This window comes from Pseudoclavibacter sp. RFBJ3 (assembly GCF_002931375.1).
In the GTDB taxonomy this organism is placed as follows: domain Bacteria; phylum Actinomycetota; class Actinomycetes; order Actinomycetales; family Microbacteriaceae; genus Pseudoclavibacter.
The window spans coordinates 223,004-241,353 of the sequence record NZ_PSXZ01000001.1 but is presented as its reverse complement, the minus strand read 5'-3'; the positions used below and the strand labels follow the sequence as shown (position 1 = coordinate 241,353).

The window sequence follows — 18,350 nt, the reverse complement described above, 5'->3', positions numbered from 1 at the left end:
GTGCGACAGGCCCGGCGGGCGCGGTGCGAATGTGGAGCCGTGTGTGGCGGCCGGGTGTCGCCGTGCGGTCATCTGCGTTCACGCGGCGGCACGAGCCGTCGTCCCCGGTTAGGCTGGTGCGGTGAGAATTCTCGTCCTCGGATCCGGTGCCCGCGAGCACGCAATTGTTGCCGCCCTCCACAGCGAGCGCGCACACTCGATCGTCACGGCCCCGGGCAACCCCGGCATCGCCGCTGAGTCTGAGGTGATCCGGCTCGACGTGAACAACCCGTCGCTTGTCACCGACTTCGCCAAGGACGAGAGCTTCGACCTCGTCGTCATCGGCCCTGAGGCCCCGCTCGTCGCTGGTGTCGCCGACGCGCTGCGCGAGGCCGGCATCCCCGTCTTCGGCCCATCGAAGGCCGCGGCCACGATCGAGGGATCGAAGACGTTCGCGAAGGACGTCATGTCCCGTGCCGGTGTCCCCACCGGTGGCGCGCGCCTCGCGGAGACGCTCGACGAGGTCGCCGCCGCCATCGATGAGTTCGGTGCACCGTACGTCGTGAAGGCCGACGGCCTCGCCTCGGGCAAGGGCGTCATGGTGACCGAGAGCCGCGAGGACGCGCTGGTCCACGCCGAGCACTGGCTCGCTGCCGGGCCCGTGCTGGTCGAGGAGTTCCTCGACGGCCAGGAGGTCTCGCAGTTCGTCTTCTCCGACGGCGTCAACGTGCGGGCGCTCCCGCCCGCCCAGGACTTCAAGCGTCTCCTCGCCGGTGACGCGGGGCCGAACACAGGCGGCATGGGCGCGTACACGCCCGTCCCCTTCCTCAACGAGCGCTTCGGCGGGGAGCGCGCCTTCTCGAAGCTCGTCGTCGATCAGGTCGCGAAGCCGGTCGTCGACGAGATGCGCGCCGCCGGCACACCCTTCGCCGGGCTCCTCTACTGCGGGCTCATCGTCACGAGCGCGGGCATCCGCGTCATCGAGTTCAACGCCCGCTTCGGCGACCCCGAGACGCAGGCCGTGCTCGAGCGTCTCGACCAGCCGCTCTCCGAGCTCCTCTACGCCTCCGCGACCGGCACCCTCGGGCACCTGCCCGAGGAGCTCGCGATCGCCGACAACGCGGCGGTCACGATCGTGCTCGCGAGCGAGGGCTACCCGGAGGACGTGCAGTCGGGCCGCACCATCGCCGGGGTTCCGGATGCGCTGGCCGAGCCGAACGTGAAGGTCCTGCAGGCGGCGACCACGCAGCGCGACGACGACACCCTCGTGACGAGCGGTGGCCGCATCCTCAACGTGGTCGGAACCGGAGCGACGATCGCCGAGGCTCGCGCGTTCGCCTACCAGGGCCTGTCTCGCATCCACATCGACGGCGCCCAGTACCGCGCCGATATCGCGGAGCTCGCCGCCCGCGAGCAGCAGTCGTGACCGACGCGGCCAGCGCTCCAGCCCTCGAGGGCTGGTCGCATGTGTCCTCCGGCAAGGTCCGTGAGGTGTACGAGACCGCCGACGACAACCGCGTGCTGCTGGTCGTCGCGAGCGACCGCGTGAGCGCGTTCGACCACATCCTCTCCCCCGGCATCCCCGGCAAGGGCGCACGCCTGACGGCGCTGAGCCGCTGGTGGTTCGATCGCATCGACGTGCCGAACCACCTCCGCGAGCCGTCCGGGTGGGGCGCCGCGTTGCCGGCCGACACCGCGGCACGCTCCATGCGTGTCGTGCGCCTCGAGATGTTCCCCGTCGAGTGCGTCGTGCGCGGCTACCTGACCGGCTCCGGACTCCTCGAGTATCGCGAGCACGGTACCGTGTGCGGCATCCAGCTGCCGCTTGGCCTCGAGGACGGCGACCGGCTGCCGACGCCGATCTTCACCCCCGCGTACAAGGCGCCCCAGGGCGAGCACGACGAGAACATCAGCTTCGAGAAGATGATCGAGCTCGTCGGCCTCGACGACGCCGTCGCGCTGCGCGACCTCTCGCTGCGCATCTTCCGCGAGGCATCGGCCATCGCCGAGGAGCGCGGAGTGATTCTGGCCGACACGAAGTTCGAGTTCGGGCGCAACCCAGCCAACGGCGAGATCACGATCGGCGATGAGGTGCTCACAAGCGACTCGTCCCGGTATTGGGATGCGACGCTCTACGCCGACGAGAGCCTGCCGCTGAAGCAGCGCCTGTCGTCGTTCGACAAGCAGATCGTTCGCGACTGGCTCTCCGCGAATTGGGACAAGCAGGGCCAGCCGCCCGAGCTTCCCGCCGAGGTCATCGAGCGCACGCAGGCCCGCTACGCGGAGCTCTTCGACCGTCTGGGCGTCCGCGCCTAGGTCCGCGCCTAGGTCCGTCCGACGCCCCTGGAGCGCAGCTCCGCCTTGGGTGCCTGCTCATCTCGTCGTAGAATCGCCGTCGGCGGCGTACACGCTGTCGCCCTCCGCTGGGCTTGACGACCCGGACTCCCTCCTGGAATCCCGCACGCGCATCGGCGTGTGCCCTCACCGGCCGTTCCCTTCGCGCCCCTCCCTTCGAGACTGGAACTTCGCCGTGACCTCCTCCCACGCCTCCGCGCCCGCTGCAGCTTCGGCGGCCCCAGCCGCGCTCTCCCCCGAGCAGCGCCAGTCGGTGCTCCGCACCCTGCGGTCGCCGCGCCTCCTCAAGGTCGAGGTGCTCGGTGGACTGGTCGTGGCGCTCGCGCTCATCCCCGAAGCGATCGCCTTCTCGGTCATCGCGGGGGTCGACCCTCGGGTCGGCCTCTTCGCCTCCTTCACGATGGCGGTCTCGATCGCGATCCTCGGCGGCAGGCCCGCCATGATCTCCGCGGCGACGGGCGCCGTCGCCCTCGTGATCGCGCCCCTCATGGCCTCGCACGGCCTCGACTACCTCATCGCCGCCGTCCTCCTCGCGGGGGTCCTGCAGGTGCTCCTCGCAGTGCTCGGTGTGGCGAAGCTCATGCGCTACATCCCGCGCCAGGTGATGGTCGGTTTCGTCAACGCGCTCGCGATCCTCGTGTTCCTGGCGCAGGTGCCGGAGCTGCTCGGGGTGCCGTGGCTCGTGTATCCGCTCACCGCGCTCGCGCTCGTCATCGTGTTCGGCCTGCCGCGGCTGACGACCGCCGTACCGGCCCCGCTTGTCGCGATCGTCGTGCTCACGCTCATCACGGTGCTCGCGTCGGTCACCGTGCCGACCGTTGGCGACAAGGGCGAGCTGCCGAGCACGCTGCCCGGGTTCTTCATCCCGGATGTGCCCCTCACCTTCGAGACGCTCCAGCTGCTGTTCCCCTTCGCGCTCGCGATGGCGTTCGTCGGGCTGCTCGAGTCGCTCATGACGGCGAAGCTCGTCGACGACATCACCGACACCCGCTCCAGCAAGACGCGGGAGGCGTGGGGGCAGGGCGCCGCGAACATCATCACCGCCTTCTTCGGCGGGATGGGCGGTTGCGCGATGATCGGGCAGACGATGATCAACGTGAAGGCGTCCGGCGCTCGCACGCGCATCTCGACGTTCCTCGCCGGCGTCTTCCTCCTCCTGCTGGTCGTGCTGCTCGGCGACCTGGTGGCGCTCATCCCGATGGCCGCGCTCGTCGCCGTGATGATCTTCGTCTGCTGGGCGACGTTCGACTGGCACTCGATCCGCCCGTCGACGCTGCGCGGCATGCCCCTGAGCGAGACCGCCGTCATGCTCGTGACGGTCGTCGCGACCGTCACGACCCACAACCTCGCGATCGGCGTCGGCGCCGGCGTGCTGTGCGCGGTGCTGCTCTTCGCGCGCCGCGTCGCGCACGTTGTGCAGGTGCGCCGCACGCTCTCGAAAGACGGCGCCGTGGCTTCGTACGCGGTGACGGGACAGCTGTTCTTCGCCTCCTCGAACGACCTCTACGCGCAGTTCGACTACGCCGCCGACCCGGCACGCGTGGTCATCGACCTGAGCGCGGCGCACGTCTGGGACGCCTCGACGGTCGCCGCCCTCGACGCGGTGATCGAGAAGTACGAGAAGCACGGCGCCTCCGTGGAGGTCGTCGGCCTCAACGACGAGAGCGAGACCCGCCTGCAGCGGATGCGCGATGTGCTGCCGGGCGGCGGACACTAGAGCCGCTCAGGGTTCGCCACTCGCCGCCCCCGTGCGCGATCATGGACGCATGGAGTTCTCGTTCTCGAATCCGCTGTGGCGCTGGGAGAAACGGCGCGAGCTGTGGACGTTCGTGAGCCTCAGCGAGGACGCCTCCGACAGGATCGCCGCTGCCTCGGAGCGCTTCACGCACGGCTTCGGCTCGGTGCGGGTCGAGGCGACCGTGGGCGGATCAACGTGGCGCACCTCGATCTTCCCGAGCGACGCCACCTACATCCTGCCCATCAAGAAGGCCGTGCGGGAGGCCGAGGGACTCGAACTGGATGCGCCCGTCGTCGGCAAGGTGCGGCTCGTCGACGTGGAGGACCCGCAGCGGTAGGGGCGCATCCAGCCACACTCTCAGTGCGCGAGTACGGGAGCTGCCCCTGCCTCCGCCGGTTCCTGGCTGAGGGATGCGCCCTGGCCGCGGCGGCGGAACAGCAGCGCGGAGACCACGGCCCCGACCGCGAAGAAGCCTGCACCCCACCAGTAGGCGGCCGCGTAGCTCGCGATCATCGAGTCGCCGACCGCTGCGGGCCCGTGCTCGACGAGGTAGTCGGCGGCGGCGGTCGCGGCGAGCGTGTTCAGCAGGGCCGTGCCGATCGACCCGCCCACCTGCTGGCTCGTGTTGACCATGGCCGACGCGACGCCCGCGAACTGGCGGTCGACGCCGAGCGTCGCCGTCTGCATCGACGCCGGCATGATCGTGCCCATCGCGAACCCGATGAGCATGAGCGGCGGCATGACGTGCCCCGCGTACGTGCTCGACGCATCCAGGAACGTGAGCCAGACCATGCCGCTCGCGCCGAGCGTCATGCCGATCGGGACGAGCACCTTCGGACCGAAGCGCGGCACCAGCAGGTTCGTGCCGAGCTGAGCCGCGAGCACGAGCATCCCGATCATGGGCAGGAACGCGAGACCGGTCTGGATCGGCGAGTAGCCCAGCGTGAGCTGCAGGTAGTAGGTGACGAAGAGGAAGATCCCGAACATGCCGGCACCGGCGATCATGACCGACAGGTAGGCGGCACCGCGGTTGCGGTCGCGGACGATGAAGAGCGGCAGCAGCGGATGCCCGGCACGCGTCTGCCAGAGCACGAACGCCACGAGGAGCACCGCGGCACCCGCGAGCATGCCCCACGTGAGCGGGGAGTCCCAGCCGTCGGTCTCGGCGTTCGAGAAGCCGTAGACGAGGCCGAAGAGGCCGCCGGAGACGAGGAGGGTGCCCGGGATGTCGAGCTTCGGGCGCGGGCCGGAGCGCGAGATGGAGGGAACGTAGATGACGGCGCCGACCAGGGCGACGGCCGCGATGGCGACGTTGATATAGAGATTCCAGCGCCAGTCGAACGCCTCGGTGAGCACGCCGCCGAGGAGCAGGCCGACAGCTCCGCCTGCGCCGGCGATCGCGCCGAACACGCCGAAGGCGCGGGCGCGCTCCTTCGGGATCGTGAAGGTCGTGGTGAGCACGGCGAGGGCGGTGGGGGCGAGCAGCGCGCCGAAGACTCCCTGCAGTGCGCGGGCTGCGACGAGCAGCTCGAACGAGGGGGCGGCACCGCCCAGTGCTGAGGCGATCGCGAAGCCGATGAGGCCGATGACAAACGTGCGCTTGCGGCCCATGAGGTCGGAGAGGCGACCTCCGAGCAGCAGCAGGCTTCCGAAGGCGAGCGAGTACGCGGTGACGATCCACTGGCGCTGGCCGTCGGAGAAGTCGAGGTCGGCCTGCGCAGACGGCAGGGCGATGTTGACGACCGTCGCGTCGAGGACCACCATCAGCTGGGCGAGGCCGACGACGATCAGCGTGAGCCAGCGGCGACCGTCGGTCGCAGGGGTTGAGGTTTCGGACATGCGGCTCACCATATACGAGACTGAGTCGTTTCGGATACCTTGAGTTTCGTAATGTCGCGAGCTAGGCTGTGACCACAACGAGAGGTGGTTTCGATGACGCAGACTGACCTCGCCGACAGCTCCCCCGCAGCACCGGCGACCGAGGCGACTGGAGCGGCGAGCGCACCCGCGGCACCGACCTCGCAGTCCCCGGCAGGCGCCGAGAAGAAGCCAAGGCTCGGCCGCAAGCGCGACCACACGCGAGACACCGACATCCTCGAAGCGGCTCTGGATGTGCTCGCCGAGACGGGCTACGACGGCATGACGATCGACATGGTCGCGACCCGCGCAAAGGCCGGCAAGGCCACGCTCTACCGACGCTGGGCCTCGAAGTCAGACCTCGTGCTCGACGCCGTCGCCTGCATGAAGTCGAAGGACCTGGACCTCGCCGCACTCCCGGACACGGGCTCCCTGCGGGGCGACCTGGTCGCGCTGGTGCGCCCACCGAGCATCCGCGACGCCGAGCGCAAGCTCAACGTCATGACGGGGGTCGTCTCGATGATCGCCCGCGACCCCGAGATGGCCGCGGCGGCCCAGGAGGCGATCGTCGCGCCGAGGGCAGCCGCCAACCGCGCCATCTTCGAGCGGGCGATCGAGCGGGGGGAGATCTCCGCCGACGTCGACCTCGACACCCTGAGCACGATCGCACCGGCCATGGCGGCCTTTCGCACACTCATCCTGCGCCGCTCCCCCGACCGCGACTTCCTGATCGGCATCATCGACAACGTCGTGCTGCCGGCAGCCAAGCGCGGCGCGCCCACGAGCTGAGCATCCGCCAGAAGCAAGCGTCAGCCAGAAGCACCCGCCCGCGGGGAGAAGCCTGCATCCCCCTCACTCTTGTGGCGGTTCTGGGGAGGAGAAGGGGCGGGAGAGGCCCCGAGAGGGCGGACGGGGCCGGGGCACTCCAAAAGCAGTGGCTCTCATGCGCGGGGCGCGCAGAAGGGGAGGCGCCTGGGCTTTCCTCGCGAGAAAACGACGGCACCTCCCCTGCGCCGCCCCACTGATTGAGCAGCAGGCGGGATGAGCTCGGCACGCTCCGGGTGTCGCGCCTCGGCACGGCCGAACTCGGTTCAGGAAGCGGATACGGCAGACCGGCGGCCGCTTAGGCGGCGGGCACCAGGATGTCGCGCACGAGCGCGTCGAGCTGGGCGTCCGCGTCGAGGAACTGGCGAAGCGTGTTGCGTGCCGCACCGAAGTCCTGGAACTCCTCAGCGGTCATGCCCTCGACCTCGTAGGCCCGGCGGAACTCGCTGAGGGTGTTCAGCTCCTCGAGGATCCCGGCTTCGACGGGGACCCCGATGCGATCCGCGACGGGGATGTCGTTCTCGTTGATGCGCGCCTGCCAGTCGAACGGCGGCGAGACGACGAGGTCTCCGCCCACGAGCTCCGACCACTGGAGCTGATTGCGGAATGCCGCCGAGAGCACACGGCTGCGGTAGCCGCGCTCCTGGAACACGGCGTGCGCGCGCTTGAGCGCCGCGACACCTGCCCACTCGAGGATGCCGGGAGTGACGAGGATGCGGTTGGCGGTCGTCCACTTCTTGAGCCAGTCGTCGAGGCGCCCACCCATGATGGTGACGACGTGCCCGAACTCCTGCTCGGGGAGACCGTCGGCGGCCCGGCGCTCGAGGGCACGCTCGAGGGCTGCACCGACCGCGACAGCCTGCGGCACGGTGAAGCTGAGGGTCGCGTTGATGCTGACGCCGCGGTAGGCGGCTTCCTCCATGGCCTCGATACCCGTCTTCGTGGCGGGGATCTTCACGATGATGTTCTTCGCGAGCTTCGAGAACTCCTCGGCCTGGTCGGCGAGGGCAGCTGCGTCGCGGTGCAGGCGCGGGTCGGTCTGGATGGAGAGGCGGCCGTTGCGGCCTCCGCTGCGCTCGAACTCCGGCTCGAGGAGGAGGGCCGCGTTGATCGAGAGGTCGCGCACGGCCTGCCAGCCGATCTCCGACTCGCCCCACGTGGGGTTCTGCGCCGCGATCTCCTTGATGCGCGGGCCCCAGACGTCAGGGCACTTCTTGATGGCAGCGAAGGCGATGACGGGGTTGCAAGTGGCGCCGACCGCGCCGAACTCGATGGACCTCGTGAGCTCCTCGGGGTCTGCGGAGTCGTTCCAGAGGGCGGTCTTCGTGTTCTGCGCCGCCCAGGCGAGGGGTGCGAGCTTCGTGGCTGGAGTGCCGTTGTCACTGGACGGCGCTGTGTCGAGCAGGGTCATGCTGTTCTCCTCATCGGTGGCGGATTGCCGGGTTCGCCGGTGCCGCGGCGGCCGCACACCCCGAGGTCCGAGGCGTCAGGCCTCGCGGGCCATCACCGACGTGGATGCTCGCCTTCGAGTCCGTGTCGGCCGATACCCACCTGCCGCATATGTCCTGACATTATCACAATAGGTTTTGAGTGCGCCAGAGGTCCGCGCGTCACGACGGCGAGGAGCGAGCGGCGAGCCCGCATCCAGGCGCTCGAGGACCGCTACTCGCCACCGCGGTCGGCGGTGCGCCCCCTCGGCGACGGGCCCTTCTGCGGCATCCGCATGACCACGACCGCGACGACGGACGCGACGAGCAGGAGGGCGCTGAGCATTCCGAGCACCCAGAGCACGTCCCACAGGTAGCGGTCCCACCAGGACGGTTCGAAGTCGACGATCGCGAGCCAGGTGTTCTGGAACGCCTCGACGGCGTTCCTCCCGCGAGCGTTGCTCTCGCCGGATACCCACAGGGACGGGGCGAGGAAGATGAGCATGAGCATGCCCGCGAAGGTCATCCGCTCGAGCCGGGCCCTGGCGAGGCTCCCCTTCGGCGCTGGCTCGGCGTTGATCGACGCCGCCCGCGCGGGATCGCGCCAGGACAGGACGGGAAGCACCACGAACACGAGGCCGACAAGCGCCCCGCAGAGCACGGCCGCGACCCCGAGCAGCCAGGTGAGGAAGGCGTTGAGCAGGAGCTCGGCGACCGGTGATTCCGTCTCGTTGAGCTCCGGAACGATGCCACCAGTGAGCGTCAGCACGAGCAGGAGCAGTGACCCGAGCAGCCAGGCGGCCGTGAACAGCACCGGCCCGACCACCATCGTGCGAACCATGAAGCGCCCGAGCAGCGGGCGATCCGGGGTGTCAGGGAGACTGAGGAGCTCGACGATCAGCCAGATGCCGAGGAGTGCGGGAGCGCCCATGCCCGCGTAGGACCAGGTGGAGGCGTCGTACGGGAACTGTGTGACGTCGGCAATCGTGTAGAGCGTCCAGACACCGACGAGGACCGCCACCGCGATGCCTGCGGAGCTGAGCTCGGCGAGCATCCCCTTGCTCCGGATCCCCCGGGTGAGCTGGCTCCACATCAGGCGTCGGCGTTCGAGCCCTTGGCGTCGGAGGCAGCGCCGATAGCAGCATCTTCCTCGCCGAGGTCCTTGCGCCACGGCAGCCGCGTGCGCATGTCGTCGGGAACCGCCTCGTCTTCCTGCAGCTTCTCGAGCGGCTCGTACCAGGCGCGGATGAGCGCCCAGCTGACTGCCGCAACGGGCACTGCGAGCAGCGTGCCGACAATGCCACCGAGGATCGTGCCGACGGTCAGCGCGATGAGGACGACGAGCTCGTGCAGCTTGAGCGACTTGCCGAGCACGACCGGCTGGAGGAAGTTGCCCTCGAGCTGGTTGACGAGCACGACGATTCCGACGACGACGACGGCCGGGACGAGCCCGTTCGTGACGAGCGCCACCAGCGCGGCCAGGACACCCGCGAGTGTCGCTCCCACGATCGGGATGAACGCGAGGATGAAGACGAGGACAGCGAGCGGGAAGGCCAGGGGCACCCCGACGATGGCGAGCCCGATGCCGATGAACACCGCATCCACGAGCGCGACGATGACCGTGCCGCGCACGTACCCGCCCATGACCTCAACCGCACGGGACCCCATGAGGCGCGCGCGGCGCTGGTTGGCGCCCTTGAGTGGTTTCGTGAGGAAGCCCCAGATGAGCGGGCCGTCCTTCATGAAGAAGAAGAGGATGACGACGAAGAGCACGCCGCTCGTGATGAACGTGGTCACGCCGGAGATGCCGGCGGTGAGGCCGCTCGCGGCGGCGTTGCCGAACTGGCTCGTGAAGATGAAGTCCTGAGCCTGCCCGAGCCACTCGTTGATCTGGTCCTGATCGATCGTGATGGGGAAGGTCGCGTTCACCCACTCGATGGCCTGGTTGAACCCCTGGACGGCCTGCTCGGAGAGCTCGGACCACTGGTTCCGCACAAGCAGAACGACCATCGTGAGGGCGCCGCCGAGGAAGACGATGATCGCGAGCAGCACCGTGACGGTCGCCAGCGCCGGCGGCCATTTCTTGGACGTGAGGAACTTGATGATGGGCCACGCGGCGGCGGACACGATGAGCGCGAGGAGCACCGGGATGACGACGATCGTGACCTGCAGCCCCGCGAAGATGAGCAGTGTCGCGGCCGCGACGATGACCAGCCCCTGCAGCGCGCGGGTGGCGACTCGTCCGAGCTGGTCGGTCCACATGACGCCGACGCTCGTCGGGCGACGCCCGCGGCCCTCGCCGTCGTCGGGCGCGTACGCCTGCACGGCGCTGCCGCCGACCATGACCTCGTCTCGGGCCGGGGCCTCGAGGTGCTCCACCGGCCCTGCGGACTGCGCCGCCAGCTGGGCGGCCACGGAAGATGCGGAGGGGGCCGGCAGCGCAGGGCGAGCCGCTGGCTTGTCGCGGCCGAAGAGGCGCTTGAGCTTGTCGCTCATGGATGCTCCCAGAAGGTCGGTGAGGCGACCGGCGGAGGTGCCCGCCGTCGCGAAGATGTGACAAGGCTATGCGTGTGCACCGACATTGTGGACGAGCCTCGCGCATCCGCGCCTGACGGTAAGCTGGGGGCGTCTCTTTCCTCCATCGAATCGGAGCCGCTCCCGATGCCCAAGATCGTCGTCATCGTCATGCCGAAGCAGGAACTTCTCGACCCGCAGGGCAAGGCCGTCGCGGGCGCACTCTCGCGCCTCGGCAAAGACCACCTGCACGACGTGCGCGTCGGCAAGCGCTTCGAGATCACCACCGACCGCGAGGTCACGGCCGAGCTCATGGAGGAGATCTCGCAGGTCGCCGATGAGCTCCTCGCCAACGGGGTCATCGAGGACGTCATCTCCATCGACGTGCTGCCCGACGGCACCGAGACCCCGGACGACGCCGACGAGCTCGACGACGCCGCGGTCGAGACCGAGGACTCCCTCGCGTCGGTCATCGCCGCCGAGGTGCAGTCGAAGGGCTCCGCTTCATGAGCCCCCGCATCGGCGTCATCACCTTCCCCGGCTCGCTCGACGACCGCGACGCCCAGCGCGCCGTTCGCCTTGCGGGCGGCGAGGACGTCGCGCTCTGGCACGGCGAGCACGACCTGCACGGCGTCGACGCCATCATCCTCCCCGGCGGGTTCAGCTACGGCGACTACCTCCGCGCCGGCGCGATCGCGAGCCACTCGCCGATCATGGCCGAGGTCATCACGGCCGCCAACGCGGGCCTGCCCGTGCTCGGCATCTGCAACGGCTTCCAGATGCTCACCGAGGCGCACCTCCTGCCCGGCGGGCTCATCCGCAACGACCACGGCAAGTTCGTCTGCCGTGACCAGGTGCTGCGCGTCGAGAACAACGACACCGTCTGGACCAACGCGTACGAGAAGAGCGCGGAGATCACGATCCCGCTGAAGAACGGCGAGGGCGGCTTCATCGCCGACGACGAGACCCTCGCGCGCATCGAGGGCGAGGGCCAGGTTGCGTTCCGCTACGTCGACGTCAACCCGAACGGCTCCCGCAACGACATCGCAGGTCTCACGAACGAGCGCGGAAACGTGGTCGGCCTCATGCCGCACCCCGAGCACGCGGTCGAGCTCGGCTTCGGTCCGGACACGGCAACCCACATGGCCTCGGGCCTCGATGGGCTCCCGATCTTCCGCAGCGCCGTCGAGGCGCTGCTCGCGCGCGTCTAGACCTTGTCGCAGACGGAGAGCGCAGCGCAGCCGATGACGCAGACCAAGGCGACCTCGCCCGAGGCCACGGCCGACGACCGGCGGCTCACCCCGCGGGTCCTCCTGCGCGCCGTGTCGATCGGCGAGGCCATCACGTGGGCCCTGCTGCTCACGGGCATGTTCTTGAAGTACGTGACGCAGACCACCGACGTCCTCGTGTCGGTCGGCGGCTCGCTGCACGGCGCAATGTTCATGGTCTACCTCGTCGTCACGGCGTTCGTCGGCATCAACCAGCGCTGGCCGTGGTGGATGTTCGGGCTCGGCTGGTTCGCCGCCATCCCGCCGTTCGCGACGCTCGTCTACGACTGGTGGGCGGAGCGGCGCGGTGCGCTCGAGGGCGGCTGGCGCGAGGCCCCGTCGAAGGGCTTCTCGCTGCAGCGAATCGTGCGCTGGTTCGTCGACCGCCCCATCACCATGAGCGCGGCCGTCATCGTCCTGGCCGTGGTCATCCTCACGGGCTCCCTCAGCGGTGCCCTCGTCGGCCCCACCGGCGCCCACTAGGACCACTCGCCCGTCGGGAGCAGCCGACCGTCAACGCCAAGCGACACGAAGAGGGCGGATGCACGCGCATCCGCCCTCTTCGCTCGCCTCGGCCCTCGGCCCTCTGGCCTCCGGCCTCCGGCCTCCGGCCTCTGGCCTAGCGTCCGAAGAAGATCTTCGCCTGGTCCCAGCGGTCCTGCGGAACGGTCTTGAGGCCGTCGAGCGCCTCCTCGAAGGCGACCGTCTGCATCTCGGTACCGCGGAGGGCGACCATGTTGCCCCACTGCTTCTCGTTGACCATGTCGACGGCGTACTGGCCGAAGCGGGTCGCGAGCACGCGGTCGAACCCGGTCGGGGCGCCGCCGCGCTGGATGTGGCCGAGCGTCGTGTTGCGGGTCTCGATGCCCGTGAGCTTCTCGAGCTCAGCGGTCACGTAGTCGCCGACGCCGCCGAGCAGCGGACGCCCGGAGACCTCGGTGCCCTGCGACAGCACCTCGTCCATCCCCTCGGGAATGAAGCCCTCGGCGACGACGACCAGCGGCGAACGCCCACGCTGGTGGACCTCGGAGACCCACTCGGCGACCTGCGTCATGGGCACCTTCTGCTCCGGGATGAGCACGGCGTGAGCGCCAGCGGCCATACCCGAGTGCAGGGCGATCCACCCGACGTTGCGACCCATGACCTCGGCGACCATGACGCGGTGGTGCGACTCGCCGGTCGTGCGGAGGCGGTCCATGGCGTCGGTCGCGATCTGCACGGCCGTGTCGAAGCCGAACGTGTAGTCGGTGGCCTGGAGGTCGTTGTCGATCGTCTTCGGCACGCCGACGACGGGGATGCCGGCGTCAGCGAGGCGCTTGGCTCCCGCGAGCGTGCCCTCTCCGCCGATCGCGATGAGCGCATCCACCGAGTGACGCTCGAGCATCACGGCGATGTTCTCCGGGCCGCCGTTCGGCCCGTCGAAGGGGTTGGTGCGGGACGTGCCGAGGATCGTGCCACCCTGCTTCGCGAGGCCGCGGACCTTGGTGCGAGGGAGGTCCATGATGTCGCCCTCGGTGACACCGCGCCAGCCGTCGCGGAAGCCCACGAACTCGTTGTCGTAGGTCTTGATGCCGTGGAGCACGCTGCCGCGAATGACAGCGTTGAGTCCGGGGCAGTCGCCGCCGCTGGTCAGCAGTCCGATCTTCATGCGTTCGCTCTCCTCTGGGTGTGGCAAATCTCGCAAACAGCCATCACGGTCGAGTAGCCCACCCCACGGAAACGAGTTCAGTGCAGAAGCGGATTCCTGCGTTGGAAGACGGCTCGACAGCGACAGTACCGGGTCCGGGTGGCTTGCGCGATTTCGGAGACCGGTCGAAGGCGGCGCAGCGCGCGCCGTCGGCTAGGCCGTGGCCTTGCCGACCATGCGCAGCGCGAGGATGATCGCGCCCACCATGAGCACGGCTCCGACGGCCGACGTGACGGTGCTGCCGGCGTCGAACGCGTGGAACGCCGAGTCGAGGAGCGTCTGCGCCTGAGCGGTCATGCCGCCGGCCTCGAGCTCGTTCGAGACGTTCACGGCGCCGGCGAGGGTCTCGCGAGCGGCATGCGCCTGCTCGGCCGTCGCCCCCTCCGGGACGACCATCCCGGAGCGGTAGCTCGCAGTGAGCACGCCGCCGAGGACGCTCGTGCCGAGCACCGCGCCCACCTCGTAGGCCGTCTCGGAGACGGCGGATGCTGCCCCGGCCTTGGCGGGCGGGACACTCGCGATGATGACGTCGTTGGAGAGGGTCTCGGCGATCGCGATGCCGGCCGCGAGGAGCGTGAATGCTGCGACGAGCATCCACAGCGGGGCGGAGCCGCCCGTGATCGCCAGCGAGAGGTAGGCGAGGAACGCGAGCCCCAGGCCGAACGCCATGGCGATGTGCACCTTCACGCGGCGCACGACACGCACGATGAGGAGCCCGGCGACGATCATCGTGACGGTTCCGGGGAGCAGCATGAGGCCAGCCTGCAGGGGCGTGAGGCCGAGGATGAGCTGCAGGTGCTGGGACAGGAAGAAGAGGAGCCCGACCAGCGCGACGACGCTCACGAGGTTCACGAGCACGGAGCCCGTGAAGGCGGGCACCGCGAAGAGGCGCATGTCGAGGATCGGGTTCTCCTGCTTCAGCAGGCGACGCACGAACAGCCAGCCGGAGAGGACGCCGATGAGGAGCGCGCCGACCGAGATGAGGTCGATGCCGTCGGTCGCCGTGTGCTTGATCGCGAAGACGATGGGCGCGAGGGCCGCCATGGAGAGGAGGATCGCGGGAACGTCGATGGGGCCCGGGTTCGGGTCGCGCGACTCGGTGACGAGCAGCGGCGCGAAGATCAGGAGCGGCAGGAGGAACGGGACGGCGATGAGGAAGACGGAGCCCCAGTGGAAGTGCTCGAGGAGCACGCCGCCGACGATCGGGCCGATGGCCGTGCCCGCCGAGAAGCCGGTCGCCCAGACGGCGATGGCGAGGCGGCGCTGGGCGCGGTCGTGGAACATGCCGCGCAGCAGCGAGAGCGTGCAGGGCATGATCATGGCGCCGAAGAAGCCGAGGAGGAGCCGCGAGATGAGCAGCATCTCGGCGGAGACGGAGAAGGCTGCGAGCACGGAGACGAGCGCGAAGCCCGTCGAGCCGATGAGGAGCAGCTTCCGGCGTCCGATGCGGTCGCCGAAGGAGCCCATCGTGACGAGCAGACCCGCGAGGACAAGCGGGTAGATGTCGATGATCCAGAGCTGCATCGCGGCGCTCGGCTGGAGGTCGAGGGCGATGTACGGGAGGGCGAAGCTCAGGACCGTGTTGTCGATCGACACGAGGAGGACGGGGAGCATCAGCACCGCGAGGCCGAGCCATTCCTTCCGGCCCGCGCGCTGTTCGATCAGTGTGGTCATGAAAGAGGACTATACCGACCAGACGGTACAGTTGGCAACTGTAGGATGGCGGCCATGAGTTCAGCTAGAGACCGGATCCTGGACGCCTACGAGGAGTCGCTGACCACCGTGGGTGTCGCCGCGACCACCCTCGACGTGGTCGCCCGCATCGCCGGCGTCTCCAAGGGCGGACTCATCTACCACTTCCCCTCCAAGGAGGCACTGGCGGACGCCCTCATCGAGCGCTTCACGGGCATGGCCCGCGCGAGCGCAGAACAGCTCCAGGGCGACGCCGCGTCGACCGTCCGGCACTTCATCGAGATGAGCAGCTCCGTCGGCGACGAGCTCGACACGGCCTGGCTCGCCGCGATGAACCTCTCCCGCAACGGCAACCAGAGCGCGACGCGCGCCATCCTCGAGCTCGAGCGCTCCTGGCACGACGCGATCCTCGAGTCGACCGGCAGCCCCCTCGTCGCCCACATGACCAAGCTCCTCGGCGACGGCCTCTACCACTCGAGCTCGTTCGTCACCGAGTCGCGCGAGAGCCTGCCGGAGGCCGCGAAGCTCCTGCCGAGCGACGAGGAACGCGAGGAGATCATCCGCACCCTCCTCGACCTGCTCGACGACTAGCCACCACTCGACTGGCCAACTTGCGGGATCACGCGCGCCCACCCGACACGGCCCGCACCACGCACCCGCATCCATCACGGGAGTTGGTTACCGGCCACGCAGGGCACGAGCCGGCATCGGGCCATCTGAGCTCAAGACATGTGACCAGCATCCGTGCACTATTGGGCCGACGCGGGCATCAGGCGCCAGATCTGCCGCATATCGCACTCATGTTGGTCAGGGCTGCCGCGAGCGCCCGTCGTCCTGCCAGCCGCCGCGACTCAGCGCGGCGGCGGGCAGCTGGATGCGCGCGGGATGAGCGTCGGCATCGCGCGCCGGATGACGGACCCGATCCCTGGCGTCAGCAGCAGCTCGAGCGCCGTCGTGGCGATCTGGTCGAACGATGTGCGCACGGAGGTCAGCGGCACGGGCAGGGCCTCGGCGAGGGGGACGTCGTTGTAGCCGACGAGCGCGAGGTCGGTGCCGATCTGCAGACCGTGTCGGTGCGAGGCCGCCATGACCCCGAGCGCGAGGTTGTCGTTGGCGGCGAAGATCGCGGTCGGGGGCGTCTCGGTCGCGGCGAGGATGCGCTCGGCCGCGGCCGCGCCGTGCTCGATGCGGAAGCCGTCGCCCGCGATGCGATGCGGCGGGATCTCGATGCCAGCCTCGCGCGCCGCACGCAGGGCGCCGGCCAGGCGGTCACGCGCACTCGAGGTGAAGTCGGGACCCGTCACGAGCGCGATGTCGCGGTGGCCGAGGTCGACGAGGTGGCGCACGGCGAGGTACCCGCCGACCTCGTCGTCCCCCAGCGACGAGGGGCTGACGCCGTCGGTGCGCAGCACGAGGGCGAGCGGGATGCCGGACTCCTGCAACGACTGGGGAAAGCTGTCGACGCGGCGAGACGAGGCGATGATGAGCGCGTCCACGTTGCGGTCGAGCAGCACCTGGGCCGCGCGCTGCTCGCCCTCGGCGTCGTCCCCCGTGGTGGCCACGACGGCGACGTAGCCCCTCGCGGCAGCGGCACGCTCGATGGCCTCGTACATGAGCGCCATGACGGTGTCGCTGAGGCGCGGCACCAGCACGCCGATCGTGCTCGTCGAGCCGCGGCGGAGCTGGGATGCGAAGACGTTGCGCCGGTAGCCGAGCTCGTTCGCGATCTCGCGGACCCGCACGGCGGTCGCCGACTGCGACTGCGCGGTGCGCTCGTCCAGGATGCGACTCACGGTGGAGATGCTGACGCCGGCCTCGGCCGCGACTTCCTTGAGGGTCACGACTCGTCGCTCGCCCGCTCCGGGGGCAACGGCACTGTCGTTTCGCCTCATGCAGAGGAGTGTATCCCGGCCCTCGACGCCCGCCCGGCAGGAATCTCCAGACTCGACCCTTGACATCGGGAACGTTTGCATGAAGACTTGCAATCGTTCCTGCAAACGTTTGCATCAGCTCGAAAGAGCAGCGACGAGCAGGACCCACCACCTCAACGATGAGCAAAGGAAGACAAGATGTCGATCGACCTCCGCGGCCTCTCCCCCGCCCCCGTCACCCCCTTCACCGAGGACGGAGCCGTCGACTACGACGCCATCCAGCGCCTCGGCTCCTGGCTCGGCTCCGTCGACGGCGTCAAGAGCCTCGTCGTCCTCGGCCACGCCGGCGAAGGCACCTTCCTCACCCAGACCGAGCAGGCGAAGGTCATCACCGCCTTCCGCGAATCGGTCGACTCGCGCATCCCGATCGTCGCCGGCATCACCCAGGAGGGCAACGCCGTCGCCGCCGAGGAAGCGAAGCGCGCAGTGGACGCGGGTGCATCCGCCGGCCTCGTCTACCCCTCCCACGGGTGGCTGCGCTTCGGCTACCAGGACGGCGCACCGCAGACGCGCTACCGCGACATCTACGAGGAGAGCGGACTGCCGCTGATCCTCTTCCAGTACCCCGACAACACCAAGGCCAGCTACAACCTCGACACCCAGCTCGAGATCGCCGGCCAGGAGGGCGTGTTCGCGACGAAGAACGGCGTGCGCAACATGCGCCGGTGGTACACGGAGATCCCCGCGCTGCGCGCCGCATACCCGGAGCTGCAGATCCTCTCCTGCCACGACGAGTACCTGCTCCCGACCATGTTCGACGTCGACGGCCTGCTCGTCGGCTACGGCAACATCGCCCCTGAGGCGCTCGTCGAGCTCATCGAGGCAGGCAAGGCGCACGACTACGACCGGGCGCACGAGATCCACGAGCGCCTCCTGCCCGTCACGAAGAACGTCTACCACCGCGGCTCCCACATGGAGGGAACCGTCGCGCTGAAGTGGGGCCTCGTGCACCGCGGCATCCTCGACCACGCCACGGTCCGCACCCCGCTGCTGCCCCTCGCCGACGGCGCGGACCGCGAGATCGCCGAGGCATTCGCCATCGCCGGACTCGACCGCGTGACGGTCGCCTCCTAGCAG

The 18,350-nt window shown here is 69.4% G+C and carries 17 protein-coding genes; 10 read left to right on the top strand and 7 right to left on the bottom strand.

Features of this window, described 5'->3' with window-relative positions; all coding sequences use genetic code 11:
- The first annotated feature begins 121 nt into the window (after positions 1–121).
- The 4 genes from purD (at position 122) to C5E07_RS01150 (ending at position 4,409) form a co-directional block, all read left to right on the top strand.
- Complete coding sequence (gene purD, locus C5E07_RS01165; RefSeq protein WP_104298106.1) at positions 122–1,405, top strand: phosphoribosylamine--glycine ligase; 1,284 nt, start codon at positions 122–124, stop codon at positions 1,403–1,405.
- Positions 1,402–2,295: a phosphoribosylaminoimidazolesuccinocarboxamide synthase gene (locus tag C5E07_RS01160; protein ID WP_104298105.1), complete on the top strand. Its 894-nt coding sequence runs from the start codon at positions 1,402–1,404 to the stop codon at positions 2,293–2,295. The genes purD and C5E07_RS01160 overlap by 4 nt, the downstream gene beginning before the upstream one ends.
- Positions 2,296–2,509: 214 nt before the next feature.
- On the top strand, positions 2,510–4,051 hold the full coding sequence (locus C5E07_RS01155; RefSeq protein WP_104298104.1) for a SulP family inorganic anion transporter: 1,542 nt from the start codon (positions 2,510–2,512) through the stop codon (positions 4,049–4,051).
- Positions 4,052–4,100: 49 nt separating this feature from the next.
- Positions 4,101–4,409 (top strand): DUF1905 domain-containing protein, encoded by a 309-nt coding sequence (locus tag C5E07_RS01150; RefSeq protein WP_104298103.1) that lies wholly within the window; start codon positions 4,101–4,103, stop codon positions 4,407–4,409.
- 20 nt (positions 4,410–4,429) lie between these two features.
- Here C5E07_RS01150 and C5E07_RS01145 read toward each other — a convergent pair whose 3' ends face one another.
- A complete protein-coding gene (locus C5E07_RS01145) occupies positions 4,430–5,911 on the bottom strand; it encodes an MFS transporter (RefSeq protein ID WP_181057689.1) in 1,482 nt (493 codons plus the stop codon).
- A gap of 93 nt (positions 5,912–6,004) precedes the next feature.
- On the opposite strand from C5E07_RS01145, the gene C5E07_RS01140 reads away from it, so the two are divergent.
- Positions 6,005–6,718, top strand: coding sequence for a TetR/AcrR family transcriptional regulator (locus tag C5E07_RS01140; RefSeq protein ID WP_104298101.1), 714 nt, complete (start codon positions 6,005–6,007; stop codon positions 6,716–6,718).
- A 334-nt stretch (positions 6,719–7,052) separates the two neighbouring features.
- Here C5E07_RS01140 and C5E07_RS01135 read toward each other — a convergent pair whose 3' ends face one another.
- The 3 genes from C5E07_RS01135 to C5E07_RS01125 all read right to left on the bottom strand — a co-directional run bounded on the left by C5E07_RS01135 (position 7,053) and on the right by C5E07_RS01125 (position 10,677).
- A complete protein-coding gene (locus tag C5E07_RS01135) occupies positions 7,053–8,165 on the bottom strand; it encodes a transaldolase family protein (protein ID WP_104298100.1) in 1,113 nt (370 codons plus the stop codon).
- Between the two features lie 251 nt (positions 8,166–8,416).
- The gene (locus C5E07_RS01130) at positions 8,417–9,235 is read right to left on the bottom strand and encodes a hypothetical protein (RefSeq protein ID WP_146080462.1); all 819 of its coding nucleotides are present in this window, start codon (positions 9,233–9,235) and stop codon (positions 8,417–8,419) included.
- 38 nt (positions 9,236–9,273) lie between these two features.
- Positions 9,274–10,677 carry an AI-2E family transporter gene (locus C5E07_RS01125; RefSeq protein WP_104298098.1) on the bottom strand — a complete coding sequence of 468 codons (1,404 nt, stop codon included), beginning with the start codon at positions 10,675–10,677 and terminating at the stop codon, positions 9,274–9,276.
- A gap of 165 nt (positions 10,678–10,842) precedes the next feature.
- Here C5E07_RS01125 and purS point away from each other — a divergent pair, with 165 nt between their 5' ends.
- The 3 genes from purS to C5E07_RS01110 are packed head-to-tail and all read left to right on the top strand — an operon-like array spanning position 10,843 to position 12,446.
- A complete protein-coding gene (gene purS / locus C5E07_RS01120) occupies positions 10,843–11,205 on the top strand; it encodes a phosphoribosylformylglycinamidine synthase subunit PurS (protein ID WP_104240146.1) in 363 nt (120 codons plus the stop codon).
- Positions 11,202–11,906: a phosphoribosylformylglycinamidine synthase subunit PurQ gene (gene purQ / locus C5E07_RS01115; protein ID WP_104298097.1), complete on the top strand. Its 705-nt coding sequence runs from the start codon at positions 11,202–11,204 to the stop codon at positions 11,904–11,906. Before purS ends, purQ begins: the two co-directional genes overlap by 4 nt.
- 33 nt (positions 11,907–11,939) lie before the next feature.
- The gene (locus C5E07_RS01110) at positions 11,940–12,446 is read left to right on the top strand and encodes a DUF3817 domain-containing protein (protein ID WP_104328139.1); all 507 of its coding nucleotides are present in this window, start codon (positions 11,940–11,942) and stop codon (positions 12,444–12,446) included.
- A 136-nt stretch (positions 12,447–12,582) separates the two neighbouring features.
- Here the strand turns inward: C5E07_RS01110 and C5E07_RS01105 are convergent, their stop codons facing one another.
- Positions 12,583–13,611 (bottom strand): ATP-dependent 6-phosphofructokinase, encoded by a 1,029-nt coding sequence (locus C5E07_RS01105; RefSeq protein WP_104240143.1) that lies wholly within the window; start codon positions 13,609–13,611, stop codon positions 12,583–12,585.
- A gap of 192 nt (positions 13,612–13,803) precedes the next feature.
- Entirely contained in the window at positions 13,804–15,324 is a 1,521-nt protein-coding gene (locus C5E07_RS01100) for an MFS transporter (protein ID WP_160073858.1), read from the bottom strand.
- A gap of 54 nt (positions 15,325–15,378) precedes the next feature.
- On the opposite strand from C5E07_RS01100, the gene C5E07_RS19610 reads away from it, so the two are divergent.
- Positions 15,379–15,933: a TetR/AcrR family transcriptional regulator gene (locus C5E07_RS19610; protein ID WP_104305809.1), complete on the top strand. Its 555-nt coding sequence runs from the start codon at positions 15,379–15,381 to the stop codon at positions 15,931–15,933.
- Positions 15,934–16,193: 260 nt separating this feature from the next.
- Here the strand turns inward: C5E07_RS19610 and C5E07_RS01090 are convergent, their stop codons facing one another.
- Positions 16,194–17,234, bottom strand: a complete 1,041-nt coding sequence (locus C5E07_RS01090) for a LacI family DNA-binding transcriptional regulator (protein WP_104240142.1) — start codon at positions 17,232–17,234, stop codon at positions 16,194–16,196.
- Between the two features lie 177 nt (positions 17,235–17,411).
- Between C5E07_RS01090 and C5E07_RS01085 the strand changes: the two genes are divergently transcribed.
- Positions 17,412–18,347, top strand: a complete 936-nt coding sequence (locus C5E07_RS01085) for a dihydrodipicolinate synthase family protein (protein ID WP_104240141.1) — start codon at positions 17,412–17,414, stop codon at positions 18,345–18,347.
- The last annotated feature ends 3 nt before the right edge of the window (positions 18,348–18,350 follow it).

Bases quoted from the DNA above. Each gene is read 5' to 3' on its own strand.
- C5E07_RS01105 (WP_104240143.1), bottom strand. From the start codon at position 13,611: ATGAAGATCGGACTGCTGACCAGCGGCGGCGACTGCCCCGGACTCAAC.
- C5E07_RS01130 (WP_146080462.1), bottom strand. From the start codon at position 9,235: ATGCTCGCCGAGCTCAGCTCCGCAGGCATCGCGGTGGCGGTCCTCGTC.
- purS (WP_104240146.1), top strand. From the start codon at position 10,843: ATGCCCAAGATCGTCGTCATCGTCATGCCGAAGCAGGAACTTCTCGAC.
- purQ (WP_104298097.1), top strand. From the start codon at position 11,202: ATGAGCCCCCGCATCGGCGTCATCACCTTCCCCGGCTCGCTCGACGAC.
- C5E07_RS01145 (WP_181057689.1), bottom strand. From the start codon at position 5,911: ATGTCCGAAACCTCAACCCCTGCGACCGACGGTCGCCGCTGGCTCACG.
- C5E07_RS01150 (WP_104298103.1), top strand. From the start codon at position 4,101: ATGGAGTTCTCGTTCTCGAATCCGCTGTGGCGCTGGGAGAAACGGCGC.
- C5E07_RS01085 (WP_104240141.1), top strand. From the start codon at position 17,412: ATGTCGATCGACCTCCGCGGCCTCTCCCCCGCCCCCGTCACCCCCTTC.
- C5E07_RS01135 (WP_104298100.1), bottom strand. From the start codon at position 8,165: ATGACCCTGCTCGACACAGCGCCGTCCAGTGACAACGGCACTCCAGCC.
- C5E07_RS01090 (WP_104240142.1), bottom strand. From the start codon at position 17,234: ATGAGGCGAAACGACAGTGCCGTTGCCCCCGGAGCGGGCGAGCGACGA.
- C5E07_RS01100 (WP_160073858.1), bottom strand. From the start codon at position 15,324: ATGACCACACTGATCGAACAGCGCGCGGGCCGGAAGGAATGGCTCGGC.
- C5E07_RS01125 (WP_104298098.1), bottom strand. From the start codon at position 10,677: ATGAGCGACAAGCTCAAGCGCCTCTTCGGCCGCGACAAGCCAGCGGCT.
- C5E07_RS19610 (WP_104305809.1), top strand. From the start codon at position 15,379: ATGAGTTCAGCTAGAGACCGGATCCTGGACGCCTACGAGGAGTCGCTG.
- C5E07_RS01110 (WP_104328139.1), top strand. From the start codon at position 11,940: ATGACGCAGACCAAGGCGACCTCGCCCGAGGCCACGGCCGACGACCGG.
- C5E07_RS01140 (WP_104298101.1), top strand. From the start codon at position 6,005: ATGACGCAGACTGACCTCGCCGACAGCTCCCCCGCAGCACCGGCGACC.